The sequence below is a fragment of the Sinorhizobium fredii NGR234 genome (assembly GCF_000018545.1).
In the GTDB taxonomy this organism is placed as follows: Bacteria; Pseudomonadota; Alphaproteobacteria; order Rhizobiales; family Rhizobiaceae; genus Sinorhizobium; species Sinorhizobium fredii_A.
This window is the reverse complement of sequence record NC_012586.1, coordinates 1-24,375: the sequence shown is the minus strand read 5'-3', so window position 1 is coordinate 24,375 and position 24,375 is coordinate 1. Positions and strand designations below refer to the sequence as shown.

The following is a 24,375-nucleotide window of genomic DNA, read 5'->3' as shown; positions in this document are numbered from 1 at the left end:
GGGCTCTGCATGTTTCCTTAAATCGTTACCGATCTAAGGACCAAAACATGCAGCAACTCAAAGTGCTACAGCGGCCTTTGTGCGTCTGAAAGACGCACGGCGCTGTAGGCCGGCATTGGAAGACAAGCTCGCGCAAGCGCGTCCGTCGGGACTCGCCTGTCGCTCGGGAGGAGCGCATGACCCGCATCATCGATTTCTATTTCTTCGCGCTGAAGGTGACGATCGCCCTGCTGCTGGCCGGCATGGTCGTGCTCGTCTTCGGCAATGTCGTCCTGCGTTACGCCTTCAACCAGGGCATCACGGTCTCCGAGGAGCTGTCGCGCATCTTCTTCGTCTGGCTGACCTTTCTCGGCGCCGTCGTCGCCATGCGCGAACACGGCCATTTGGGCGTCGATACGCTGATCAAGCGGCTGCCGCCGCTCGGCGCCAAGGTCGCCGTGCTGATCGGCCACGTGCTGATGCTCTATGCGACCTGGCTGATGATCAGCGGCAGCTGGGCGCAGACGCTGATCAATCTCCATGTCGGCGCGCCGGCGACCGGGCTTTCCATGGGCTTCTTCTACGGCGCCGGTCTTGCCTTCGGCATTCCGGCCTTCCTGATCCTCCTTTCCGACGCCTTCGCCATCGCCACCGGCCGCATCGATGTGACGACAGCCGAACTGGTGCGCGACAGCGAGGACGAGGTCGCCCTCGACGAAATTCCCTCGCCCGCCCTCGGGCCGGTTTCCGCGAAGCACTGAGGAGGCGACCATGACCGTTTCGATCTTCATCGGCGCCCTTCTCGGCCCCATGGCGCTCGGCGTGCCGATCGCCTTCGCGCTCATCCTCAGCGGCGTCGCACTGATGCTCTATCTCGGCCTCTTCGACGCGCAGATCGTCGCGCAGAACGTCCTGAACGGCGCCGACAGCTTTCCGCTGATGGCCGTGCCCTTCTTCCTGCTCGCCGGCGAGGTGATGAACACCGGCGGCCTTTCCCGCCGCATCGTCGCGCTGGCGATGGCCATGGTCGGCCATATCCGCGGCGGCCTCGGCTTCGTGGCGATCTTCGCCGCCTGCATTCTCTCCAGCCTTTCCGGCTCGGCCGTCGCCGATGCGGCCGCCCTCGGGGCGCTGCTCCTGCCGATGATGCTGAAGAGCGGCCATGATGCGGCGCGCGCCGGCGGTCTGCTGGCGTCGGCCTCGATCATCGGCCCGATCATTCCGCCGTCGATCGGCTTCATCCTCTATGGCGTCGTCGGCGGCGTCTCGATCACCAAGCTCTTCCTCGCCGGCATCTTCCCCGGCCTGATGATCGCCGCGGCACTCTGCATCACCTGGTTCCTCGTCGCCCGCAAGGAGCAGTTCGAATTGCCGCCGAAGGAAAGCGGCGCGGTGCGGCTCAAGGCCCTCGCCGACAGCATATGGGCGCTCATGCTGCCGGTGATCATCATCGTCGGCCTGAAGTTCGGCGTCTTCACCCCGACCGAAGCGGGCGTCGTGGCGGCCGTCTATTCGCTCTTCGTCGCGATGGTCGTCTATCGCGAGCTGCCGCCGGCTCAGCTGTTCCACGTCTTCGTCGCGGCCGCCAAGATCACCGCCGTCGTCATGTTCCTGGTCGCCTGCGCCGCGGTCTCGGCCTGGCTGATTACCGTCGCCGACGTGCCCGGCGCGCTCGCCGCCCTTGTCGAGCCGCTGATGGACAACCAGACGCTGCTGCTCATCGCGATCATGGCGCTGGTCGTCGTCGTCGGCACCGCCATGGACATGACGCCGACCATCCTGGTGATGACGCCGGTCTTGATGCCGATCATCAAGCAGGCGGGCATCGACCCGGTCTATTTCGGCGTGCTGTTCATCATCAACAACTCGATCGGCCTCATCACCCCGCCGGTCGGCACGGTGCTGAACGTCATCTGCGGCGTCTCGAAGCTGTCGATGGAAGACCTGATGAAGGGCGTGATGCCCTTCCTGATCGCCGAACTGATCGTACTGTTCCTGCTCGTCCTGTTCCCTGAGCTGGTGACCGTTCCGGTCTCCTGGTTCGGGCACTGATACGGATTTTCACGCTTTTCAACACGGCCGGCGGGAGTGCCGGCCCAACCCGGGAGGAAAACATGTTGAAATTCACGAAACTGGCATTGGGCCTTGCCCTGCCGCTCGCTCTGCTGACCGCAGGGCCGACCAATGCGGAGATCGGCGAACACACGCTGAAATTCGCCTCGGCCAACAACAAGGGTCACCCGCAGGTGACCGGCATGGAAAAATTCGCCGAGCTCGTCAAGGAAAAGAGCGGCGGCAAGATCGAGGTCAAGCTCTTCCCCGGCGGCACGCTCGGCGGCGACGTGCAGACGATCTCGGCGCTGCAGGGCGGCGTCATCGAGATGACCGTGCTGAACGCCGGCATCCTCTCCAACAACGTCAAGCAGTTCGGCGCCGTCGACCTGCCCTTCCTGTTCAACAGCGGCGAGGAAGCCGACAAGGTGATGGACGGCCCCTTCGGCGAGAGCCTCTTGAAGCTTCTGCCCGATACCGGCCTCGTCGGCCTCGGCTATTGGGAGCTCGGCTTCCGCAACCTCACCAACAATCGCCATGCGGTGACCAAGCTCGAGGACATCAAGGGCCTGAAGATCCGCACCATCCAGTCGCCGATCCCGCTCGAGCTCTTCAACACGCTCGGCGCCAATGCCGTGCCGCTGCCCTACACCGAGCTCTACACCGCGCTCGAGACCGGAACCGTCGACGGCCAGGAGAACCCGGCGGCCAACATCCTGAACGCCAAGTTCTACGAAGTGCAGAAGTACATGACGCTGACCCGTCACCAGTACAACCCGCAGATCGTCCTGGTCAGCAAGAAATTCTGGGACGGGCTGAACGACGAGGAAAAGGCCGTGCTCCAATCGGCCGCGACCGAAGCGCGCGATTTTCAGCGCAAGGTTTCGCGCGAGAAGGATGCCGAGGCGCTCGAGGAAATCAAGAAGACCGGCATGGAGGTGAGCGAACTCAGCCCGGAAGAAACGCAGAAGCTGCGCGATGCCGTCAAGCCGGTGATCGAGAAGTTCAGCGCCGAGATCGGTGCCGACACGGTGCAGGCGCTGTTCAAGGAGATCGGCGCGGCCCGCGGCCAGTAACAGCCGGCCAAGCTCCGGTCCGCCTATCCAAAGGCGGACCGGAAGAAGGCGCGACGGGACGGACAAAGTGAGAGCGGAAAACATGGCCGAAACGCTTGTAAGACCCTTGAAGGCCGGCCTGATCGGCGCCGGCATCCAGGCCTCGCTGACCCCGGCGATGCACATGGCCGAGGGCGCCGCCCAGGGGCTCAGCTATGAGTACGAGCTGATCGACCTGCAGGCGCTGGGCGCCACGGAAGACGACCTGCCGCGTCTGCTCGCCGAGGCGGAAGCCCGCGGCCTTGCCGGACTCAACATCACCCATCCCTGCAAGCAGGCGGTGATTGCCCATCTCGACGAACTCGCCCCCGATGCCCGCCGGCTCGGCGCCGTCAACACCGTGGTGCTGAAGGGCGGCCGGCGCTATGGCCACAATACCGACTGGTGGGGTTTCGCCGAAGGATTCAAGCGCGGCCTGCCGGGCGCCGATTTATCCTCCGCCGTGCAGCTCGGCGCCGGCGGCGCCGGCGTGGCGACGGCCTATGCGGGCCTCTCGCTCGGCTTGCGTCGGCTTGCCGTGTTCGACCGTGAACCGGAACGGGCCGAGGCGCTTGCCGAAATGCTTGCGCCGCTCTTCCCCGAGGCGGACATCGCCGCCGGCACCGATCTCGCCGCGGCGATGCTTGACGCCGCCGGGGTGATCCACGCCACCCCGACCGGCATGGCGAAATATCCGGGGCTGCCGCTCGACGCCGAGCTCCTCGCCCCGCACCACTGGGTCGCCGAGATCGTCTACTTCCCGCTCGAAACGGCGCTGCTCAAGGAGGCGAAACGGCGCGGCTGCCGCACCCTCGACGGCGGCGGCATGGCGGTCTTCCAGGCGGTCGGCGCCTTCCGGCTGTTTACCGGCCTCGAACCGGATGCGGGGCGGATGCTTGAGCATTTCAAGGCGATGACCGGGTGATGAACTGATCGGTCGGCTTGGCGCACCCCCCTCTGGCCTGCCGCACATCTCCCCCACAAGGAGGGAGATTGGCAGGAGGCACCGCACGGCACCAGTGCCGACTTCGAGGCTGGCGGTGTCGACGAGAGAGAACGGGGAGCCCGCAGCTCGGCGATCTCCCCCCTTGTGGGGGAGATGCCCGGCAGGGCAGAGGGGGGTCTCCGCCTCCCGAAATTGAACTCCAAACGCGAGGACAGGACGATGAAGACCTCGATAGCGACAGTTTCCTTGAGCGGCGACCTCAGCGACAAGCTGCGCGCCATCGCCAAGGCCGGCTTCGACGGCGTCGAGATATTCGAGAACGACTTCCTCGCCTTCGACGAGAGCCCGCGCGAGGTCGGCCGGATGGTGCGCGACTTCGGTCTGGAGATCAGCCTGTTCCAGCCGTTCCGCGACTTCGAGGGAATGCCGGAACCGCTGCGGACGCGCACCTTCGACCGGGCCGAACGCAAGTTCGACCTGATGCAGGAACTCGGCACCGACCTCGTGCTCGTCTGCTCCAACGTCTCGCCGGCGGCACTCGGCGGCATCGACCGGACCGCCGCCGATTTCCGCGAGCTTGGCGAACGCGCCGCCAAACGCGGCTTGCGCGTCGGCTATGAGGCGCTCGCCTGGGGCCGCCATATCAGCGATCATCGCGACGCCTGGGAGATCGTTCGGCGGGCCGACCATCCGAATATCGGCCTGATCCTCGACAGCTTCCACACGCTGTCGCGCAAGATCGAGGTCAACTCGATCCGCTCGATTCCGAAGGAGAAAATCTTCATCGTCCAGCTTGCCGACGCGCCGCTGATCGACATGGATCTCCTCTACTGGAGCCGTCATTTCCGCAACATGCCGGGCGAGGGCGACCTGCCGGTGACCGACTTCACCCGCGCCGTGGCGGCGACCGGCTATGACGGCTATCTGTCGCTCGAAATCTTCAACGACCAGTTCCGCGGCGGCAATGCCAATGCCATCGCCGTCGACGGCTACCGCTCGCTGATCTATCTCGGCGACCAGGTGAAGCGCGCCGAACCGGGTATCCGGCTACCGGTCCCGGCGATGCCGCCGCGTGTCGATGTGAAGGGCGTCGCCTTCGTCGAATTCACCGCCTCGGAAGAGGAAGCGGTCGAGCTCGAAGCGCTGATCCGCACGATCGGCTTTCGAAGAGCAGCGCGGCACCGGACGAAACAGGTGCTGGTCTACCGCCAGGGCGCGATCAACCTGGTGATCAACACCGAGCGCGAGGGCTTCGCCAGCGCTTCCTATCTGGTGCACGGCACGTCCGCCTATGCCTTCGGCCTGATGGTCGACGATGCCGCCGCGACGGCGGAACGGGCCCGCGCGCTTGGCGCCGAGCCCTTCGAGCAGGCGGTCGGGCCGGGGGAGCTTATGGTCCCGGCGATCCGCGGCGTCGGCGGCGGCCTCATCTATTTCCTCGACGAGAAATCCGATCTCTCAAAAATCTGGGAGATCGAATTCGAGCCGGTGACCGATGACGACACGGCGGCGCCGGCCGGCCTCACTGTCATCGACCACGTCGCCCAGACGGTCAAATACGAGGAGTTGCTGACCTGGCTACTTTTCTACACGTCGTTGCTCGACACCCGGAAAACGCCGATGGTCGACATCATCGACCCGGCCGGCATCGTCCGCAGCCAGGTGGTGGAAAACGACGCCGGCACGCTGCGCCTGACGCTGAACGGCGCCGAAAACCGCAACACGCTCGCCGGCCGCTTCATCGCCGAAACCTTCGGCTCCGGCGTCCAGCACCTCGCCTTCGCCACCGACGACATCTTCGCGACCGCCGCGGCCCTCCGGGCGAACGGTTTTCGGGCTCTGCCGATCTCGCCCAATTATTATGACGACGTCGAGGCCCGCTTCGGCCTGGAGGCCGACCTGGTCGAGCGGCTGAAGGCGGAAAACATCCTCTACGACCGCGACGAGGGCGGCGAATTTTTCCAGCTCTACAGCCCGACCTATGGCGAGGGCTTCTTCTTCGAGATCATCGAACGACGCGGCTACCGCGGTTACGGCGCGGCCAATGCGATCTTCAGGATTGCGGCGCTGAAGAAACATCTGCGGCCGGAGGGCATGCCGAAGGGGTGAGCGGGACGTCGGGTCGGCGTCCTGAGCGCATTCACTCAGAACTCGACCCTTTGAGCCGCGCTTTGTCGAGCGACTGCCGCTCGTCCTTCAGTGCTGCGGGCGGTTACTGCGACTTTTGGGGATCGTCCGCCGGATTGACATATTTGATGCCCCACGGCCCATTGGTTGTAATCTGGACGACGGTCTCTTCGTCGAAGTAAGCGAAATGCGCCATGCCGGGCGGCAATGCGAAGAAGCTGCCCGCGGACAGTGCCTTGGAAGCACTCCGATCGGCGGTTTCGCCCATGCCAAGATTGATCGTCCCCGATATGACTGTGACCACTTCATCCGCTGGATGCGTATGCGGCGGGACCGCGTAGCCCGACGGCACTTTGAGCCGGAGCGCAAACAGGCCTTCCTTGGATGGATCGCCGAACAAGACCGCCGTTTCTGCTCCGGCAGGCAGTATTTTCGGGGCCGGAGCCCACTTGACATCATCGGGCGCGATTATCGTGTGCGCATCTTCTGCCGAGGCAAAGGAGGCGATCCCGCAGAGTCCGATGCAAACGACTGCACTTAGTGACACGATTCTCATGATGAACCTCCCTCTGTCGCCGCGCCTTCCACCTCGGCTGCGCGCCGGGGCAGGCTCGCGAAACGCTGAGGATAAATCCGCAGGCCGCCTCCAAGCAAGCGCGTCCGAAAATGTGAGGTGGTGCGGCAACCGACGAGGGGCCATCGACGTCGTCGCGTCCAAAGCCGCGCCGCTGCATCGGTCGCCGCATTGAACAAAACCCCTGCCCGGTTGGTTATATGACTGCGCCGTGCGCCTTTTCAGGCGCGCGACGGCCGCTGCTTGCTCCCAGTCCCGGATCGGCGCCATTTCCTGGGAACAGGCAGCAACCAAATCGCGAAGAGAACTCCGATGGATTTCGTCGAGGCCCTCAACGCTGCCGCATCGTGGCTCCAGACGTTCCTCATCAACGAATGGACGCTCTACCAGTCTGCGCTGATCGTCGTCGGCTATTTCGTTTGCGGCCTGCTGGCAAAACGCCTCGAGCCGGCGCTCGAGGCCCGTGCGCGGATGATCAAGGGAAACCCGGACCTCTTGCGCGTCATCATCGCCTTCATGCGGCGGCTCAAGTGGCTGTTCCTGATCGTCTGGTTATGGATCGCCGATGTCGTGCTGTCGCGCTACGGCTGGCCTTCCTATCGCTGGCTGGTGGCGACCGCGCTGACGCTCGTGGCCGCCTGGTTCATCATCGCTGTGTTGACCCGCATCATCCGCAACCAGACGCTGGCGCGTGTCGTCGCGGTTATCGGCTGGCTCTATTTCGCGCTCTACGCGCTCGGCCTCGACCGCCCGGTGCTGACGGCGCTCGACAGCCTCGCCGTCAATCTCGGCGCCGTCCGCCTTTCGATGCTGCTGGTGCTGAAGGCGATCCTCTTGTCCGCGGCGATGATCTGGCTCGCCGTCCTCTTCGGCAACATGTCGTCGAACTGGGTCCAGAAATCCGCCGACCTGACGCCGTCGCTGAAGGTCTTGATCAGCAAGCTGATCAAGATCGGTCTCATCATGCTGGCCGGCACCATTGCGCTCTCGGCCACCGGCATCGATCTGACGGCGCTCACCGTCTTTTCCGGTGCCGTCGGCGTCGGCATCGGCTTCGGCCTGCAGAAGGTCGTGTCGAACTTCATTTCCGGGATCATCATCCTCCTCGACAAGTCGATCAAGCCGGGCGACACGATCACGCTTGGGGAAACCTTCGGCTCGGTCAGGGACCTCCGCTCCCGCTTCGTCTCGGTCATCACCAGGGACGGTAAGGAGTATCTGATCCCCAACGAGGACTTCATTTCCAAGCAGGTGGTGAACTGGTCGTTTTCCAGCGACTATGTCCGCATCGACGTGGGCTTCGAGACGTCCCCCAGCAGCGATCCGCACGAGGTGGCGCGCCTGGCGATCGAAACCGCCAAGACCGTTCCGCGGGTCGCCAGTGCCTATGCCGAACCGGTCTGCTGGCTGACCGGCTTCGGCGGATCGTCGCTCGGTTTCAAGCTCCGGTTCTGGATCTCCGATCCGAGCAACGGGCTGACGAACATCCGCGGCCAGGTGTTCATGGCGCTTTGGGACGCGTTCGATGCGGCCGGCATCTCGATGCCCGATCCGCGCGAAATCATCATGAAGACGCCGGCCGAGCTTGCCGGCGCGGAAGAGCCGGCTACTTCAACAAGACGCGATCGAGCGCGCTTCTGACTCTCGGTATTTCGGTCGAGGGCAAAGGCAGGATCGGGCGCGGCGGCTCGGCCCGGCAAAGGCCAAGCGCTTCGGCGATCGCATACATCACCCGGAAGCTGCCGAACGCCTTGAACAGGCTCCACAAGGGCTGAAATGCCCGGTCCAGCCGTTCGACCTCGGAGAGGTCGCCGGCCCGGGCGGCGCGTGTCAGCGCCATGGCTTCGGCGGGGAGGAGGCCGGCAACCACGCTGTACCAGGCGTCACAGCCGGAAAGCAGCGCAGCCGCCGCTCCCCAATCGCCGCTGTAGCCGATCGAGAAACCGGGCGCGGTCTCGGTGCGGAGCCGGGCCATCTCGCCCTTGAAGTCGCCGTCCGGCGGCAGTGGCATTTTCACCGCCGCGACCTTCGCCACCTTCGAAAGCCGCCCGATCAGCGCGTTGCTGAACGTGAATCTGGTGGTGCCGGGATTGTTGTAGATGGAGAGCGGCAGGTCCCCCGCATCGGCGACCGCCGCGAAGTGTTGATATACCTCTTCGTCGAGCAGCGGCGTGTAGGACATGGGCGCGAGCAGCAGCCCGTCGGCGCCGGCGGCCCTGGCATCGCGCGCCAGTGCTTGCGCGTCGTCGGTTCGAAGCGCCCCGACGCCGACGATCACGGGTATTCGTCCGCCGACGCAGGCCATTGCCGCCTCGACGGCGCATCGCCGCTCGTCCCGCGACAGGAAGGCGTAACCACCTGTGCTGCCGAGCAGCCCGATGGAATCGGCGCCGGCCAACCGGATTCGTTCCAGCAAGCGCGCGAGCGCCGCCGTATCGACATGCCCGGAAGCATCGGTGGGGGTGATGGGAAAGGCCGCCAGTCCGGTAAAGAGCGTCACGATCTTCTCCTCATGCGCGCGACAGCAGCAGGCGCAGGCCGGCCACGCCGAAAAACACCGCCAGAATGGCCTCAATCCAGCGCCGCGTCCGGCGATAGAGGCGCACCATCGGCGCGGTCGAGAAAATGATCGCGTAGCCGCAGAAGATGGTCACGCTCAGCACCGCGCAGCCTGCGAGGATCGCCGCCAGCGTATGCCAAGACGAGCCCGGCCCGAGACCGAGGGTTACCAGGGCGATCCAGGCGAGCACGGATTTCGGATTGGTGAGATGCATCAGCAGTCCGCGCCGGTAGAGCGCCGCGCCGGAGAGCGTCTCGTCGCCCGAGCTCGTGCGCGCCGCCTCGGCGTCGGAAGCGAGAGCGGCACGGCCGGCCTTGAAGGCGAGATAAAGGAGATAGAGGCCGCCGAAGATCTTGAGAACGATCAGCGCTTCGGCATATCGGCTGAGAATGGCGGAGATGCCGGTGGCGGCCATCGTGCCCCAGAAGATCGAGCCGCTGACGACGCCGGCGGCAAGCACAAGGGCGGCTCGCCTTCCATTGTTCATCGCAACGCCCATGATCCGCATGTTGCTGGGGCCGGGGCTGCCGGCAGCGATCACATAGGCGGTATAGACAAGCAGAAGATGGTTGAGTTCGGCGAGCAAGCTTTGAATCCTTGTGAAGTGAGCGGCGGTCCCTTCGGAACGATACGTCGTCGGAATCACGCCCCGCGCAACAGTTTGGAGGCGATCATCCACATCGTAAAGGCAATGAGCGTTTCCAGCACGCGCCAGGCGGTCGGTTTGAGAAATATCGGCCGCAGCCACGTCGCGCCGTAGCCGAGCCCGAAGAAGAACAGGAAGGAGGCCGTCACCGCACCGGTGGTGAACGAAAACTCCTGTCCGGGAAAGCGGGTCGAGATCGTCCCGAGCAGCACCACCGTGTCGAGATAGACATGCGGGTTGAGCCAGGTCAGCGCCAGGCAGGTGGCAAGCGTCTGGCGGAAGCTCGACGGCCTCGCCTCGGGGGCCGCCAGCGCGCCGGACGACCGCAGGGCGGAATAGAGGTTCTTTGCCCCATACCAGATCAGGAAGGCCGCCCCTCCATAGCGCATGACCGGATCGAGCCAGGGCAGCAGCGCGGCGATGTGCTGGAAGCTGGTGACGCCCAGCACGATCAGCAGGGTATCGGACAAGCCGCACGCCAGGCAGACGGCGAACAGGTGCTCGTTGCGCAGGCCCTGGCGCAGGACGAATGCATTCTGCGCGCCGATCGCGACGATCAGGCTGAGCCCCATCATGAGACCCGTTACATAGATCGAAAAACTCATGCCTAGCGCGGCGCTCCCTGACTTAAGTGAGCGTCTCCGCTATCGCGGCGGGCGGATTCAGGCTAGTTAATGCTACTGATCCTGATTAAGCGAAACTAATCCATGCTCGACTATTCCGCCCTCCGCGCCGTCTCGGCGGTCGTCCAGACAGGCAGTTTCGAAAAGGCCGCGGCCATGCTGAACGTCACGCCTTCGGCCGTCTCGCAACGGGTGAAGCAGCTCGAGGAACGCCTCGGCACCGTGCTCATCGCCAGGGGCAATCCCTGTACCGCGACGGAAAAGGGAGCCTGGCTCTGCCGGCACATGGAGACTGTCGGCATGCTCGAAAGCGAGCTGTTCGAGCACCTGCCGGCCCTCACCGATCCCGGCGAACCGAAGCAGAGGGTGACGCTTCACGTCGCGACCAGCGCCGACAGCCTCGGCACGTGGTTCGTCGCGGCCATATCGCGCTTCGCCAAGGGCTCGGACTATCTGCTGAATATCGCCCTCGACGACGAGGACCATACCGCCGAGTGGCTGCGGCGGGGGCGGGTGATCGCAGCCGTCACCAGCCTGGAAAAGCCGATCCAGGGATGCCGGCGCCTGTCGCTCGGCGCGCTGCGCTATCACGCGACGGCGAGCCCCGATTTCGTTGCCCGGCATTTTGCCGACGGCGTCACCCCGGAGTCGATCGCCAACGCCCCTGCCCTGACCTTCAACCAGAAGGACAGGCTGCAAAGCCGGTGGATACGGCAGGCGCTCGGAAAAGACCTCGCCTATCCGACCCACTGGCTGCCATCGACGCAGAGTTTCCTCGATGCCAGCCTTTCAGGCATGGGATGGTGCATGAATCCGACCCAGCTGGCGCGCCAGCATCTCGACGCCGGACGGCTGGTCGAACTGATCCCCGACACGCCGTTGGACGTTCCGCTCTATTGGCAGATGAACCGCCTTGCCGCCGACCGGCTCGCCGATTTCACGCGCGAGGTGACGACGGTGGCGAGGGAGCAGCTGCTGCGTTGACTTCGACCCTGTGCGCGCATGACAAAACCATCAATGTAGCCCCCCGCGCGCCCATTGCACGGCGGCTACCGCATCAATCCCGCAAGCTCCCTAAACAGCCGCTCGTCCTCGCACTGTGCCACGTTGAAGCGCAGGAAATTGCCGGCCGTCTGCGCCTGGCTGAAGACGTTGCCGGGGGCGAGCACGATGTTTTCGGCAAGCGCCCTTCTGGCGAGTTGCGCCGCGTCGATGCCGTCCGGCAGGCGACACCAGACGAACATGCCCGCCTGCGGCTCGATCCAGGGCTCGATGCCGATCTGACGGAGCCTGGCGATCGTCCCGGCCATCGCCCGCGACAGCCGCTGCCGCACCGTCTCCATGTGCTTGCGATAGCTGCCATCCTTCAACAGCGTCAGCACCAGCTCGGCGGAAAATCCGGCAGCGCCGAAGCTCGTGGCGATCTTGAGGTCGGTGAGCGGCTCGATCCAGCCGCGCGGCGCCGCGATGAAGCCGCAGCGCACCGCTGCCGACAGCGATTTCGAGAAGCTGCCGATATGCACGACCCGCTCGAGGCCGTCGAAGGCGGCGAGCCGCGGCGCGGCCGCCTCCTCGAAATCGGCGAAGATGTCGTCCTCGACGATGGTCAGCCCGAACTGTTCGGCGAGCTTCAGGAGGCGATGGGCGACAAGCGGCGAGAGCGTTGCGCCGGTCGGATTGTGAAGGGCGGAATTGGTGATGTAGAGCCGCGGCCGGTGCTCCTGAAGCGCCGCGGCAAAGCGGTCGATGTCGGGCCCGGCCGGCGTGTAAGGGATGCCGACGATTTTCGCCTGATGGGCCCGCAACAGCGCGTGAAAATTGAAGTAGCACGGATCGTCGACGAGCACCGCTTCGCCCGGCTCGACGAGAAATCGGCAGAGCAGGTCGATCGCCTGGGTGCCGGATTCCGTCAGCATGACCTGCTCCGGCGAGGCCTCGATGCCGTGCTGCGCCAGGCGGCGCGCCAGCAGTTGACGCAGCGCCAGCAACCCGAGCGGCGGGCCGTATTCGACGAGCGTCGCGGCACGGCCGCGCGCCACCGCCCGCAAGGCACGCCGCAATCCCTCTTCCGGCATCCATGATGCGGGCAGCCAGCCGCAGCCGGGCTTCAGCACGTTGCCGTCCGCCTCGAGCGCCTGGCGCGAGATCCACAAGGGATCGACCTCGCGCTCGACGCGCGGACCGATTTCGGCAAGCGACAAGGGCGCGAGCGGCGCGGCGACGAAGAAGCCGGAACCGGGCCGCGAACGGATCAGTCCCTCCGCCGCAAGCCGCTCATAGGCCTCCACCACGGTCGACTTCGAGACTTTCAGGCTCGTCGCGGAAGCGCGGATCGACGGCAGCCGCGCACCGGGCGTGAGCGTGCGCCCGGATATCCGGTTCCGGACCGTCGCCATGACCCTGGCGATCAGCGTCTCGCCGTCGGCATCTGCGCTCTGAGGTCTCATCCGTACCGGCCCTTAAACCATGACAGTTCTAGCCAACTGTACTTCACCGTATCTGGAAGCGCCAGTCCTCCGGTCCGATACAGAGCAATGCCGGTATTGGACAGAATGGAGCATCGCATGGACAGGATTACGAGCGGCTGGATGAATGGAATGGCGGGCGTGCTGATTTTCTCGGGCTCGCTGCCGGCGACGCGGATCGCGGTGATGGATTTCGATCCGGTCTTCCTGACGGTGGCCCGCGCCACGATCGCCGGATTGCTGGCCTTTTGCCTGCTCGTCGTCTTTCGCGAGAAGCGGCCGGAGCGTGGCGATCTTCTGCCGCTCGCCATCGTTTCGCTGGGGGTGGTGGTCGGCTTCCCGCTGTTGACGGCGCTGGCGCTGAGGCACGTCACCTCCGCCCATTCGATCGTCTTCGTCGGGCTGCTGCCACTGGCAACGGCGATCTTCGGCGTGCTGCGCGGCGGCGAGCGGCCGAAGCCGGCCTTCTGGCTGTTCTCCGGGCTCGGCAGCACCATCGTCGTCGGCTTCGCGCTGCGCCAGGGCTTTGCCGCCTCGCCGGTCGGCGACCTCCTGATGCTCGCCGCCATTCTCGCCTGCGGTCTCGGTTACGCCGAGGGCGCCAAGCTGTCGCGCAAGCTCGGCGGCTGGCAGGTCATCTCCTGGGCTCTCGTGCTGTCGCTTCCCGTCATGCTGGGCTTGGCGCTTGCCACCATGCCGGTGAGCTTCGATGCCTTGCGCCCCGCCTCCTGGTTCGGCCTCGGCTATGTCTCCGTCTTCAGCATGCTGATCGGCTTCATCTTCTGGTATCGCGGCCTCGCCCAGGGCGGCATCGTCGCCGTCGGCCAACTGCAGTTGCTGCAGCCTTTCTTCGGGCTCGCTTTGGCGGCGACCTTGCTCGATGAAACGGTGAGCTGGCCGATGCTCGCCGCCACGCTGGCGATCGTGGCCTGCGTGGCGGGGGCGAAGAAATTCGCAAGCTAGAGCGGGATGAGGAAAAGTGTGTGCGGTTTTCCGCCCGCATCCCCCTCTAACCTATTAGAATCGATCACGTTCATGATTTTAGATCGATCCGACCTAAAATCATCGTGATCTAATGCCTGTCGCCCAAAAGTGTGCGGCGGTTTTGGGACGCGGATCGGCCCTCGACCACCACCCTAAGTCGGTGTCCTTCATGCCGGCGCTCGATGATAAGATCGGCCCGGGAACTTCCATCGAGGCGGCGCGTTGGACCGGATGGGAAACGCGTCCAGCCTCGGACGATTGGGGGAGGCACTCACCGATGACCAGGCATCTTCTCGTCGCAGCCATGCTGCTCCTTTTTGCGGGCACGGCTCAGGCCGATGAATCGGCCTTTCTCGGATCTCTGGAGGGGCAATGGACCGGGGGCGGCATGGTCAGGGTTCGCGTCGACAGGACGCCGATCAACGTCTCCTGCAACTTCGATTCGCAAGCGACCGACGCCGCCCTGTCGATGCGAGGCACGTGCCGCGGCCTCATCGTCGTATCGCGCTCGATCGGCGCCGACCTTCAGTTTACAGGTGTCAACTATAGCGGCACCTATGTCGGGCCGAGCGGCCGCAAGTCGACGCTCACCGGCAAGCGGCGCGGCAGCGCCATCAATCTCACCATCCACTGGGCGCGGGAGGTCAACGGCGACCGCCGCGCCAACCTGACCCTGCAGAAGGTGGGCGAGAACGGCATGAAGCTGATGACCGTCGACGTCGACCCGCGCTCGGGCAACCGCGTCGTGACCAGCGAGATCAATCTGCAGCGGAAGTAGCCGACCGGCACCGTCCATAACGCGCGTCGTCAGATCACCCCCCAGCCGCGATAGCGTCCCCTGCCGGTGATTTCGCGCACGCCCAGCTCGCGCACCAGATTGAGAGCACCGCGCGGGGTAACGCCGAGATGCCGGGCGATCATCGCCGTCGAGACGATCGGCCGCGACAGGACGAGATCGATCAGCCCCGGAAGATTGCTGTTGGAGCGGCGGTCCTTGATCCGCATCTCCATCTGCGTCCTTGAAAGCGACAGCCGGTCGAGCTCCTTGAGGCCGAGATCGGCGGTGACCGCCATCGCCTCGAGAAAGGCATTGAGGCGCGCCGACCGGTCCTTCGAGCGACGCCGCTCGTGACGGATGGTCTTCAGCCCCGTATTGAAGCCGAGTACATGCGAGGCGACCTTGCCGCGACAGCGCAGATAGGCGCCGACGAGAAGCGACCCGAGCCAATGCTGGCGGCGCAGCGGCTCGATCCTTTCCCAGGCATCGAAGAGCACCGCGGCGCCGAGGCAGGCCGGCAACTGATCGGCCGCCGCGAGAACCCCACGCCAGGCATCGAGCCGGGCCGCCTCGTCCCAATCCTCGTCGAAAAGCAGGCCGAGCTGGCCGGTCGGCTCCGCCGTCCTCTCCGGCGCCATCCTCTCCGCAGACAGCGGCGACGCGGCTTCAGCGAGGCTGCCGGCATGAAAATCCAGGAGCTGCTGCGAACGCGCCATGGCCGCATCGAGTTCGGCGAATTCATTGGCGAGCGGATTGTCCTCGCCATCAACAGCAGCTTCGCCCGCTTCCTCGCGGTCCGGCGGGTGATCCGGCGCTTCCGAGCGGCCGCCATTGGCGGGAACAGCCCCCTGCTCTCCCCGCAGCGCATTCAGCCCGGAGAGGCTTAGCGCCCAGCCCGGCTCGGCGAGGTCGAGGCGGCGCCGGGCTCGCAAAACGGCGTGGGCGATCGTCAATTCGTGAGAAGGTGCTCGCGCATCCATGTGCGAATCGTGTAAAACGAGATCCTCGACATGGACGAGTTCGCCCGCCACCCAAAGGGCGGCCGCCGCGTCGAAGAACTGGCCGCGTTCGCGAAACCCCTCGGCAACGGCGTGGCGGGCGGCGCGTTCATCGAGACGAGCAAGCCCGTCCTCCGCGGCGATCAGGCCCGGAAGCAGCGCTGGATGAAGCGGATCGGGTGTTTCGTATCTCATTATAAAGATGAAGCCTTTCGCTGATACGGAAGCTAACACGCAATTTCCTTCCGTCACAGGGTGACGGATCGTTGCCCACTGGTATTTCGCGAAGCTTGCTTCCGGACACCAACGCTCGGCGTTCCCTGCTTTTCGGGGCGACGTGGTCAGTGGCTGATCGAGTTGACAGCTGTCAACAGCATCTGTCCGGTCTGGCATCCCCCAGCCCGTCGCATCTACGGGGCGCGACCAAGCATTCGCGAACCAAGCGCCCCTTCATTCCGCGGTGTCCTGTCTGCCTCCGTTGACAGCTGTCAACTTCGATTCCGCCGGGCGCCGCTAAATGTGCCCCTCCCCTTGCGCCAATTGTGTCGAACCGCGTCCGCCCGATACTGCCTCGGCGCCGCATCTTGCCAGCTGTCGGCAATTCCTGCTTTAAGTCACCCGGGGTTTGATCGATCGTCTGCAGATCCGCCACACCATCGGTTCCGGCGGTCCGAACGCCAGTTCGGGAAGGCGCTTTCGGCAGGCACGGATACGAGAGAAGCGACAATCGATGGCAAGCGTTCTGGCGGCAAGCGGCGGCGTCAAGCAGGTGATCTGCATCAGCTGGGGCACCAAATATGGCGCCCCCTTCATCAACAGGCTCTATGCCATGGTGGCGCGCAACATCACGCCGCCTTTCACCTTTACCTGCTTCACCGACAGCCGCGAAAACCTCCGCCCGGAAATTCTCTGCGAGGACCTGCCGCCGCTCGATGTCGAGATGCCGACCAACACCAAGGGAATTTGGCCGAAGGCGCGGCTCTGGGGACCGAAGCTTGGCAATCTCAAAGGACCTGTGCTGTTCCTCGACCTCGACGTCGTCATCGTCGGGTCGCTCGACAGTTTCTTCGAGGCGGGCGGGCCGGATGACGTGGTGCTCGCCGTCAACCAGACGACGCCCTTCGAGCGGCTCGGCCAGACGTCGGTGTTCCGCTTCCCGGTCGGCAAGCTCGTGCCGTTGCAGGAGAAGTTCCGGACCGATCCCCAAGGTGTCGCCGACGAGTATCGCTTCGAGCAGCGCTTCGTGACGCGCAACGCGCCGGGCGGGGCCAAGTTCTTCCCGCGACGTCATGTCCTGCACTTCCGACAGGACTGCCGCTGGCCGTTTCCGCTGAACTACTATCTGGCGCCGCGCCTGCCGGCCGATGCCCGGATCGTTCTCTTCCCGCGCGGGCTTTTGCCGCAGCACGCGATCGACGGTCAGTTCGGCTACAAGGGCCGTGCCGCCACGCCGCTCGGCCACGTCCGCGGCCTGTTTTCTCCGGAGCGCCGAGAGAGAAACCCGTTCCGATATCTGCGCCACTATATTCGACCGACCGGCTGGGTGGCCGAGCATTGGCGCGAGTGATTGCCGGATCGAGTTGACAGCTGTCAACAGGGCTTGGAGGCTGGACTGCTTTGCCCCGTGTCTCACCGGTGACCGTTTGCGAGAAGGAAGCGATGTGCCGCTCAGCAGGCTGATTATCTATGCCCGAGCCGTCGACGAGACAGCGCGCTTTTACGAGAAGCACTTTGGCTTCGAGATAAGCCGTCACCCAGGTGATCGGATTGTGGAACTGTGCTCCCGGGACGGCGGTGCCAAACTCATGCTTCATCCGGCTGCGAAGGGGCAGCGTGCTGGCCAGTCGGTCATCAAGCTCGTCTTCGACGTGGAGGACGTCGAGGCTTTCTGCCGGCGCTCGAAGGAGAATGGACTTGAATTCGGCCCCATACACCAAGCGGACGGCTATCAGTTCGCCAATACCAAAGACCCTTGCCAGAACTCCATCTCGGTCTCCAGTCGCGCTTTCCGCAAAGTGGACTGAAAAGACGTGGACAACACCTTGGGCGTCCCGGGGAAGGGCCGAAATTCTTAAACCGATGTAGCGGAAACGATTGGCGAGTTAGCTTCCGTGTGGCGAACCGGGGAGCTTTTCCGTCAACGAGTTATGATAACCGCCATTTCGTTAAGAACAGGTGTCGAATTCCATGCGCAGATGATCGAGCATCCGCGCAATCCCTTCCTCCAGGCTGACGCGCGGGGCAAGCCCATAGGAGCGCTGCAAGGCGGTATCGCCGCAGCGATAGAAGACGCCTTCCGGGCGATCGCGGAGGCCGTTGACGACGGGATTCCAGCCGATCTGACGAGCGATGATCTCGGCCAATTTCATGAAGGAGGTAGCTCTACCGGTCGAAAGGTTGAGGCTGGCGCCATCCGGCAGGAGTTCCTTGGTTTGCCAAATGAAATCGATACAGTCATCGATATGGATGAAGTCCCGGCATTGCCGGCCCGAACCCCAGACGCAGACTTCCGCAGCACCTCTTTCATCGAGCAGGCGACGGCAAATAGCGGGGAACGGATAGGCAAGATCCTGATCCTCGCCATAGCCGCTGAACGGCCGATAGGCGACTGCGCGGTTGCCGTAGCGCTCGACATAAAGCTTCATCAGATATTCGCCGGTCAGTTTCGCCCAACCATAACTGAGATCGGGCACGCCAATGGCGGCTTCGAAAGAAATCATATCTTCCGAAAGCAGCCGATGGTTGGCGAGCGTCTGTAGCGAAACGGGGTAGGCTGCGCTGGAGCTGAAGAACACGACACAGCCGGGTTTGGCGCGTGCCGCCCATTTCCACAATTCGGCATCCACCGCCAGGTCCTCGGCAACGTCGAGGGTGCGTGCCTCCAGCGTGACACGGCCGCCGACCAGCGCGGCAAGATGGAAGACGTAGTCGAAATGTTCAAGAGGGCGAAAAAAGAAACTCCGGCAATCTTCCTCGAAGAACGCAAAGCGCGACCCGGGAAAGCGCTGCCAGAGATCGGGATGCCGTGCCCCCGTCCCTTCCACGAGCGGATCGACGCAGACGACATCCAGCCCCTCGGTCAAAAGCCGCTTGATCAGATGTCTTCCAACAAAACCACAGCCTCCCGTCACCAAAGCCCGCGCCATGTGATTTTTTCCATTTATTGAGCGAAAAGGCCGCTTCTGCCTGTATAGATATCGACCATGCGCCGGCCCCATTCCGCCTTGCTGGGCGCGATCCGCTGGCCAAGCCCGAGCGCGCCTTCGCAAAGTCTCTGCATCAGCCTGTCGTCATCGGTGCTCGCCAAGCTTTCCGCCAGCGAGCCGGCATCACCGCTTCTAAAGACCAGCCCGGCGTCGTACCGCTCTACTTCGGCGGCAATCAGCGCATTGCTGCTGATGATGACGGGAATGCCGGACATCAGCGCCTCGGCGGCGACCAGTCCGTAGGGTTCGGGCATGCGCGACGGCATGATGAAGACGCGCGCTTGCCCCGCCAGCGTCGTTACCTCTTCATCGGCCAGCCAGCCCGGCACCCAACAATGCGGCAAAGCCCGCTGCATTTCGTCGAGCAGCGGTCCGCGGCCGATCAGCGTCGCCGTTCGCCCGGTCTTGTTCAAGGCGTCGGCGAGCGTGCGGACGCCCTTTTCCCAGCACATTCGCCCCAAGAAGAGGGTGCGGTGATTGCGCCAGGCCTCCACGGGCGTATGTGTCAACGGCTCGGTCGGTGTGCGCAGGGTGATAAAATGTTGCAACGGGCCCGAGTGCAGAAAGGGCTCCATGCTTTCATGCGCCAGCACGATGCCGACGCGGCTCCAGAACTCCTCGCCGACGCCGCGTTGGGTCAGAGTGCGGCGAAAGCGCCAGAGTTTGTGGAGATAGTTTCGCTTGTCGCAATTGGTCGTCAGACATGCTGCCGACATCGGGCGGACATCGCAGACGGCTCCGCTCTGGAAATTGATCAGCCCTCCGTTCGGACAACTCAGGAAGAAATCATGCGCCGTGACGATGACCTTGGCCTTGTGTTTGGCGAGTGCGTAGAAGATCGACGGCGAGAGAATCTGCGACCAGCCGTGCACATGCACGACGGTCTCCTCGTCCGTTTCCTTCAGCAGACCGTCCAGCGCATCGTAGGCATGCTGGTTGTAATTCTTCTCGAAGACGTCGGTGAAGGTAGGACCGTCGCGAAGCGGTCGCTGGCCTAACGCAACCGTCCGGATGCCGGCAAAGCGCGGCATCAGTCCTTCGCCGTCGTCGCCGACCAGGATGGCGCAATTCAGCCCTGCCTGCCTGCTCGCATCGATGCACTGCAATGCCACCTTGGTGGCACCGCCGCGAATGATGGAGACATCGTTGACAAGAATGAGGCGCATCGAACCCGGTCACTAACTGTGTTACTTGAGGCCGGCTGAAAGGGATTCGCCTTTTACAGCATGCCCCTGGTGGTATTCAGCGCCTATTCCGGTAAAATTCAATTACTCCTTTCGCACTAAGGCGAGTGGTCGCTCGCTATGCGCGAGTAGTTTGATCCCAATTGCATCTGCTACAGCGGCGCACGCCTTCCCAAACGCAGGCCGTGATGCGTATTCTCACAACCTTACGTCTTGAACGGGGAGGGAAGCAGTGTTGCGTTAAGCTGACTGTGACCCCCTTAAGCCCTGCCTCCTTGCCTGGGACAAGGCGCCAACCATCGGTGCCAGCGAAAAGGCCTGCTGCCTTGCGCGTTGGGTGAGATCCCTGAGATAGCCGCCAGGCGAGTTGATCCGATCGGCTCGTTCGAGAATGCAGGCCATGAGGGTCGCGGCATTCTCGTATCCGAGAACCAAGCAGGCATCCTCAAAAGCATCGGCGCTCACATTGAGCATCGTCCGCACCACGATCGCCGCGGTCATCAGGTCTTTCCAGTTCGCCACGCGGCCGGATGGCCCATAATCGGCAATTTGCGGGCAGGCCTGAAGAACCGCGGGCAGGGGGATCTGGCGGCGAAGCCGGTCGACAGGCGGGGCGGGGGAAACGCTGTCCGGCAGCCGGGAAGAGGTCTCGTCCGGCCGCTGTTGATGAGGTTTCCCTGTCCGGCCGGCGCTTTCCGTTCGGCTGCAATCATCCGCCAGGCTGACCTCCCCGTCTTTTCCCAAGCCCGGTTCAGATTCAAATTGGAAGTCTGGATTTGAATTCTGTTTGTGCCGTCCATTCTGGTGATCATTGGTGGCCGTTTTTTGCGAATTCAGCAATATTTCCAATCGATTGGTGAGCTGCTCGCGGAGTTTCCCAAGTTTTTCGAGGAGTGCTTCGAGGAATCCGACGGGTGCGTTGCGCGGCAGACCGGCATTGAGCTGCCCGAACGCGGACTCGAAGGCTTGGCAATCTGCATCCGGATTGCTCTGCCGGCTGAGGTCAAGCAGCTTTGCAATGTCGCGTCGGCAGAGGCTCAGACGCTCGCGGACGAGACGGAGATGCTGCTTTTCGGCGGCAAGCTTCGCAGCGGCCGCCCTGAACTCTTCCGTTCGGGCAAGCAGTGGACTGAGATCGAAACCGAAGGCTTCGCCGATCGCGCCGTTGCGGCTCTTGCGGGCGTAGCGCTTGCCGTTCGGGCTGTCGCGGCGAACGATCAGGCCCGCTTCGACGAGGCAGGCGAGATGGCGGCGCAGTGTCGTGCCGGCCATGCCGTGGGTGCGAAGCGAAAGCTGCGCATTCGAGGGAAACACGACGAGGCCGTTTTCGCTCGAGAGTTCGGCACCGGGATAGAAGCTCAACAGAGCATTGAGCACGGCAAGCGAGCGATCGGAGACGCCGATCGCCGACTTCGCTTCACAAACCGTGCGAAACAATTTCCATTTGTCGACCGACTGCTTCGGCGGAATATCGCCGGCAGCGATCTGCCTTGCGAGCATGCCAAGCGTCATCGCCCGGCGCCCGAAAGGCGTCGTCACATTCCCACGTTCCATTTTTCTTCACCTTTTCCAAGGCAAAAGAAATCCGTTCGCCGAAACGACGCCAAAAACGCTTGACACTGATTCGCGGAAATGGGAATCTCTAGTTGCTACACGAGAGAAGGGTTTCCGCAGCGCTAGTCGTTCGGAAGCCTTTTTCTTTTGCTCTGCCTAGTCTCCTGTTTCCTGTTGGTATTCGAGGTAGAGAGACTCAAGCCTCCCCCTCACGAATTCTGCGAAGCCCGGTGCCGCCGCCTTGCTGAAGGCGAGCGTCGTCTCCGTATCGGTGTCGCGGATGCGCACGGGACGCGTCCGGTCGGGCGCCAGCCAGGCCTCTGCCTTGGCCCGCCCCCTGGCTTCAGCCAGGACGACGAAGAGTTTTTCGAAGCGCCGGTCGCTGTCCATTTCCATAAACGGGCTTTGCCTGATGTGGGCGAGCGCCTTGGCGCGACGTCCGTCATGCTCAAGCCGGTCGGCCAGTTCCATCCAGCGCCGGCGGCCGAAGGAGGGCGCGGCACCGATCGCCTCGATGATTTCGACGGGCAGGCGGCGCACGACGCTGATCATCTTCGACAGCGCCGCCTTGTCGACACCGAGCGCCGACATGATGGTTTCACGCGAAAAGCCGCGGTCCTCGAGCCGAGTCGCGAAGAGCGACCGCTCGATATAGGAGAGATCGGTGCGGGCGTTGTTCTCCTGCCCCTGGGAAATGACGAGCTGCTCGTCGCTCAGCTCGCGAATGACGGCCTTGACCTTGCCGCCGATCTCGCGCAGCGCCGCCAGCCGCCTGTGGCCATAAGCCACCTGGTAGCGGTTTTCGGCCTCCGGGTGCGGTCGCACCAGGATCGGCACCTGTTGTCCGTGGTCGCGGATCTGTTGGACCAGCGCAGCCTGCGTCTCGGGCGTCACGCCGAGGCGGTCGATGATGAACGAGGCATCGACCAGCGACGGTTCGAGCTCGACAATCGCGTGGCCTTGCGCCAGCTGGCGTTCCAGCTCCTCGGCCCGCTCGACCTTCTGGGTAATATTGGACAGCGATCTGGTGATGCCGCCGACCAGCGCACTGGTTCGAGGCCCCGGGGCAAGGCCGGCGATCGGCCGCTCGACGGCCGGCCGTTCCCCGTCAGGCGGAGCAGCCGGGCTGTCGGAGATGCCGATCAGGTTCTTGCGGGCCATCGCTTACTTCCTTCCCCAGACGCTGCGGATCATCTCTTCGATCTCCGCATTGACGAGCGACAGGGAGTCCATCGCCCGGTCATAGGTGCCGCGGATGAATTGCGAGCGTTCGACCTCGTAGAGCGTCTGTTTGGTGACGCCGGCATCCGAAATGGCGGTCGATTTCACCATGGCATTGTGCAGCATGCGATTGCCGAAGATCGCCCGCATGAAGCCGGTCATCTGGCTCTGCGGGCCGTCATTCGGTTCGAAGCGCGTCACGAGATAGCGCATCCAGTCATAGCTGGTGCGGCCGCCGGCCTTCTCGACGACGGCCATGAGTTCGCTGGTCATCGACAGGAACTGCGACATCGACATGACATCGAGCATCTGTGGGTGGACGGTAATGAGGACCGAGGTTGCCGCGCAGAGCGCCGACATCGTCAGGAAGCCGAGCTGCGGCGGGCAATCGATGACGACGATGTCGTAGAAGCTCTCGATTTCCGTCAGCACCTCGCCGATCCGCGCGAAAAACAGCGTCTCGGCCGAGCCGCCGATCATTGCCTTCGGGGTCTCGTGCTCGAACTCCATCAATTCGAGATTGCCGGGGATCAAATGGAGGTTGGTCGTGTAGGTCGAGCGCACCACATCGGCGATCGGGCGAGGAGATTCGTAACGAATGGCGCCGTAGAGGGTCTCAGCCTCGCCGACGTCGAGCTCCGGCTGATGGCCGAAAAGCGCCGAAAGCGACGCCTGCGGATCGAGATCGATCGCCAGCACGCGATAGCCGCGCAACGCCAGATATTGCGACAGGTGGGCAGAGGTCGTCGTCTTGCCCGACCCACCCTTGAAGTTCATCACCGAAATGACCTGCAGCTTTTCGCCCGGCCGGCGGTGCGGGATGTATTTGCCCGTCTTGGCCCCCTCGTCGAGGACGCGGCGGATTCGTTCGACGTCCTCGACCGCATACATGCGCCGGCCGTTTGACAGCGGCTGCGGGCCGTGGCCTTCTGAGGCGATCTGGCGCAGGTAGCCTTCGCCGATTCCGATGAAGGCGGCCGCCTCCGCCGGGCTGAAGAGCCGCATGGTCTTCTGTGCCGTCGGGGAGAAGATTTTCTTCTGATGTTCCTGGAGTTGATGGGCAAGTTCCTGGGCGTCGGCAGAAAGCAGGGAGGGCAAATGCTCCTGCTCATCGACGCTCTGGACTCTTGGCTGCAACATCATGATCTCCGAAAACTGCGCAAAAATCGGCATTAGCAGCGAATCTGCGCAGTTATACTATGCTCCGATTCGATGCCGATTGACAAACGCTTGGCAAAGGGGTCCGTTTAGCCGTACGGGCGGCACGGTTTCATGAGTATCGCCGAACAAAGTTGTCCGCGGACAACTGGCGCGCGGCGGCTGCGCGACCCGCTCTAGCATCTCTTTTATTAGGCGGCCAACAAGGCCGGCTGGGCTTGACGCG

At 63.8% G+C, this 24,375-nt stretch carries 22 protein-coding genes; 11 read left to right on the top strand and 11 right to left on the bottom strand.

All coding sequences use genetic code 11. The features are described from left to right. Positions 1-176 precede the first annotated feature (176 nt). The 5 genes from NGR_RS00110 (at position 177) to NGR_RS00090 (ending at position 6,180) form a co-directional block, all read left to right on the top strand. On the top strand, positions 177-740 hold the full coding sequence (locus tag NGR_RS00110) for a TRAP transporter small permease (RefSeq protein WP_012706104.1): 564 nt from the start codon (positions 177-179) through the stop codon (positions 738-740). A 10-nt stretch (positions 741-750) separates the two neighbouring features. Then, a complete protein-coding gene (locus NGR_RS00105; protein WP_012706103.1) occupies positions 751-2,031 on the top strand; it encodes a TRAP transporter large permease subunit in 1,281 nt (426 codons plus the stop codon). Positions 2,032-2,093: 62 nt separating this feature from the next. Continuing rightward, positions 2,094-3,107 (top strand): TRAP transporter substrate-binding protein, encoded by a 1,014-nt coding sequence (locus NGR_RS00100; RefSeq protein ID WP_012706102.1) that lies wholly within the window; start codon positions 2,094-2,096, stop codon positions 3,105-3,107. Between the two features lie 82 nt (positions 3,108-3,189). After that, positions 3,190-4,050 carry a shikimate dehydrogenase gene (locus NGR_RS00095; protein ID WP_164923770.1) on the top strand — a complete coding sequence of 287 codons (861 nt, stop codon included), beginning with the start codon at positions 3,190-3,192 and terminating at the stop codon, positions 4,048-4,050. Positions 4,051-4,290: 240 nt separating this feature from the next. Beyond that, a complete protein-coding gene (locus NGR_RS00090; protein WP_012706100.1) occupies positions 4,291-6,180 on the top strand; it encodes a bifunctional sugar phosphate isomerase/epimerase/4-hydroxyphenylpyruvate dioxygenase family protein in 1,890 nt (629 codons plus the stop codon). Positions 6,181-6,283: 103 nt separating this feature from the next. Here NGR_RS00090 and NGR_RS00085 read toward each other — a convergent pair whose 3' ends face one another. Further along, positions 6,284-6,754, bottom strand: coding sequence for a cupin domain-containing protein (locus NGR_RS00085; protein WP_012706099.1), 471 nt, complete (start codon positions 6,752-6,754; stop codon positions 6,284-6,286). Between the two features lie 330 nt (positions 6,755-7,084). Here NGR_RS00085 and NGR_RS00080 point away from each other — a divergent pair, with 330 nt between their 5' ends. Beyond that, positions 7,085-8,413, top strand: a complete 1,329-nt coding sequence (locus NGR_RS00080; protein WP_012706098.1) for a mechanosensitive ion channel family protein — start codon at positions 7,085-7,087, stop codon at positions 8,411-8,413. On the opposite strand, the gene NGR_RS00075 is transcribed toward NGR_RS00080, so the two are convergent. From NGR_RS00075 to NGR_RS00065, 3 genes are read right to left on the bottom strand one after another with little or no spacing between them, the layout of a single operon-like run. Continuing rightward, a complete protein-coding gene (locus NGR_RS00075; RefSeq protein WP_012706097.1) occupies positions 8,379-9,272 on the bottom strand; it encodes a dihydrodipicolinate synthase family protein in 894 nt (297 codons plus the stop codon). The genes NGR_RS00080 and NGR_RS00075 overlap by 35 nt on opposite strands. A 10-nt stretch (positions 9,273-9,282) precedes the next feature. After that, complete coding sequence (locus NGR_RS00070; RefSeq protein WP_012706096.1) at positions 9,283-9,918, bottom strand: LysE family translocator; 636 nt, start codon at positions 9,916-9,918, stop codon at positions 9,283-9,285. A gap of 56 nt (positions 9,919-9,974) precedes the next feature. Next, positions 9,975-10,583, bottom strand: a complete 609-nt coding sequence (locus tag NGR_RS00065; RefSeq protein ID WP_012706095.1) for a LysE/ArgO family amino acid transporter — start codon at positions 10,581-10,583, stop codon at positions 9,975-9,977. 102 nt (positions 10,584-10,685) lie between these two features. Between NGR_RS00065 and NGR_RS00060 the strand changes: the two genes are divergently transcribed. Then, positions 10,686-11,585, top strand: a complete 900-nt coding sequence (locus NGR_RS00060; RefSeq protein WP_012706094.1) for a LysR family transcriptional regulator ArgP — start codon at positions 10,686-10,688, stop codon at positions 11,583-11,585. 65 nt (positions 11,586-11,650) lie between these two features. Here the strand turns inward: NGR_RS00060 and NGR_RS00055 are convergent, their stop codons facing one another. Further along, the gene (locus NGR_RS00055; protein WP_012706093.1) at positions 11,651-13,048 is read right to left on the bottom strand and encodes a PLP-dependent aminotransferase family protein; all 1,398 of its coding nucleotides are present in this window, start codon (positions 13,046-13,048) and stop codon (positions 11,651-11,653) included. Between the two features lie 117 nt (positions 13,049-13,165). On the opposite strand from NGR_RS00055, the gene NGR_RS00050 reads away from it, so the two are divergent. Both NGR_RS00050 and NGR_RS00045 read left to right on the top strand, forming a co-directional pair. Further along, the gene (locus NGR_RS00050; protein ID WP_012706092.1) at positions 13,166-14,029 is read left to right on the top strand and encodes a DMT family transporter; all 864 of its coding nucleotides are present in this window, start codon (positions 13,166-13,168) and stop codon (positions 14,027-14,029) included. A 298-nt stretch (positions 14,030-14,327) separates the two neighbouring features. Further along, positions 14,328-14,828, top strand: a complete 501-nt coding sequence (locus NGR_RS00045; protein WP_012706091.1) for a hypothetical protein — start codon at positions 14,328-14,330, stop codon at positions 14,826-14,828. A gap of 29 nt (positions 14,829-14,857) precedes the next feature. Here NGR_RS00045 and NGR_RS00040 read toward each other — a convergent pair whose 3' ends face one another. After that, a complete protein-coding gene (locus NGR_RS00040; protein WP_164923769.1) occupies positions 14,858-16,021 on the bottom strand; it encodes an RHE_PE00001 family protein in 1,164 nt (387 codons plus the stop codon). Positions 16,022-16,556: 535 nt separating this feature from the next. Between NGR_RS00040 and NGR_RS00035 the strand changes: the two genes are divergently transcribed. Together NGR_RS00035 and NGR_RS00030 are read left to right on the top strand one after the other, a co-directional pair. Beyond that, positions 16,557-17,393, top strand: coding sequence for a hypothetical protein (locus NGR_RS00035; protein ID WP_012706089.1), 837 nt, complete (start codon positions 16,557-16,559; stop codon positions 17,391-17,393). A gap of 94 nt (positions 17,394-17,487) precedes the next feature. After that, complete coding sequence (locus NGR_RS00030; protein WP_164923768.1) at positions 17,488-17,850, top strand: VOC family protein; 363 nt, start codon at positions 17,488-17,490, stop codon at positions 17,848-17,850. 141 nt (positions 17,851-17,991) lie between these two features. On the opposite strand, the gene NGR_RS00025 is transcribed toward NGR_RS00030, so the two are convergent. The 5 genes from NGR_RS00025 to repA form a co-directional block, all read right to left on the bottom strand. Continuing rightward, the gene (locus NGR_RS00025; RefSeq protein WP_012706088.1) at positions 17,992-18,972 is read right to left on the bottom strand and encodes an NAD-dependent epimerase/dehydratase family protein; all 981 of its coding nucleotides are present in this window, start codon (positions 18,970-18,972) and stop codon (positions 17,992-17,994) included. A gap of 14 nt (positions 18,973-18,986) precedes the next feature. Continuing rightward, positions 18,987-20,198, bottom strand: a complete 1,212-nt coding sequence (locus tag NGR_RS00020; protein WP_012706087.1) for a glycosyltransferase family 4 protein — start codon at positions 20,196-20,198, stop codon at positions 18,987-18,989. A 258-nt stretch (positions 20,199-20,456) separates the two neighbouring features. Then, positions 20,457-21,770 carry a plasmid replication protein RepC gene (repC, locus tag NGR_RS00015; RefSeq protein ID WP_012706086.1) on the bottom strand — a complete coding sequence of 438 codons (1,314 nt, stop codon included), beginning with the start codon at positions 21,768-21,770 and terminating at the stop codon, positions 20,457-20,459. 156 nt (positions 21,771-21,926) lie between these two features. Next, positions 21,927-22,931: a plasmid partitioning protein RepB gene (repB, locus tag NGR_RS00010; protein ID WP_012706085.1), complete on the bottom strand. Its 1,005-nt coding sequence runs from the start codon at positions 22,929-22,931 to the stop codon at positions 21,927-21,929. Positions 22,932-22,934: 3 nt separating this feature from the next. Then, positions 22,935-24,128 carry a plasmid partitioning protein RepA gene (gene repA, locus NGR_RS00005; protein WP_164924021.1) on the bottom strand — a complete coding sequence of 398 codons (1,194 nt, stop codon included), beginning with the start codon at positions 24,126-24,128 and terminating at the stop codon, positions 22,935-22,937. Positions 24,129-24,375 lie beyond the last annotated feature (247 nt).

Coding starts and splice junctions, on each gene's coding strand:
- NGR_RS00110 (WP_012706104.1), top strand. CDS start 177: ATGACCCGCATCATCGATTTCTATTTCTTCGCGCTGAAGGTGACGATC.
- NGR_RS00105 (WP_012706103.1), top strand. CDS start 751: ATGACCGTTTCGATCTTCATCGGCGCCCTTCTCGGCCCCATGGCGCTC.
- NGR_RS00100 (WP_012706102.1), top strand. CDS start 2,094: ATGTTGAAATTCACGAAACTGGCATTGGGCCTTGCCCTGCCGCTCGCT.
- NGR_RS00095 (WP_164923770.1), top strand. CDS start 3,190: ATGGCCGAAACGCTTGTAAGACCCTTGAAGGCCGGCCTGATCGGCGCC.
- NGR_RS00090 (WP_012706100.1), top strand. CDS start 4,291: ATGAAGACCTCGATAGCGACAGTTTCCTTGAGCGGCGACCTCAGCGAC.
- NGR_RS00085 (WP_012706099.1), bottom strand. CDS start 6,754: ATGAGAATCGTGTCACTAAGTGCAGTCGTTTGCATCGGACTCTGCGGG.
- NGR_RS00080 (WP_012706098.1), top strand. CDS start 7,085: ATGGATTTCGTCGAGGCCCTCAACGCTGCCGCATCGTGGCTCCAGACG.
- NGR_RS00065 (WP_012706095.1), bottom strand. CDS start 10,583: ATGAGTTTTTCGATCTATGTAACGGGTCTCATGATGGGGCTCAGCCTG.
- NGR_RS00060 (WP_012706094.1), top strand. CDS start 10,686: ATGCTCGACTATTCCGCCCTCCGCGCCGTCTCGGCGGTCGTCCAGACA.
- NGR_RS00055 (WP_012706093.1), bottom strand. CDS start 13,048: ATGAGACCTCAGAGCGCAGATGCCGACGGCGAGACGCTGATCGCCAGG.
- NGR_RS00050 (WP_012706092.1), top strand. CDS start 13,166: ATGGACAGGATTACGAGCGGCTGGATGAATGGAATGGCGGGCGTGCTG.
- NGR_RS00045 (WP_012706091.1), top strand. CDS start 14,328: ATGACCAGGCATCTTCTCGTCGCAGCCATGCTGCTCCTTTTTGCGGGC.
- NGR_RS00040 (WP_164923769.1), bottom strand. CDS start 16,021: ATGAGATACGAAACACCCGATCCGCTTCATCCAGCGCTGCTTCCGGGC.
- NGR_RS00035 (WP_012706089.1), top strand. CDS start 16,557: ATGGCAAGCGTTCTGGCGGCAAGCGGCGGCGTCAAGCAGGTGATCTGC.
- NGR_RS00025 (WP_012706088.1), bottom strand. CDS start 18,972: ATGGCGCGGGCTTTGGTGACGGGAGGCTGTGGTTTTGTTGGAAGACAT.
- NGR_RS00020 (WP_012706087.1), bottom strand. CDS start 20,198: ATGCGCCTCATTCTTGTCAACGATGTCTCCATCATTCGCGGCGGTGCC.
- repC (WP_012706086.1), bottom strand. CDS start 21,770: ATGGAACGTGGGAATGTGACGACGCCTTTCGGGCGCCGGGCGATGACG.
- repB (WP_012706085.1), bottom strand. CDS start 22,931: ATGGCCCGCAAGAACCTGATCGGCATCTCCGACAGCCCGGCTGCTCCG.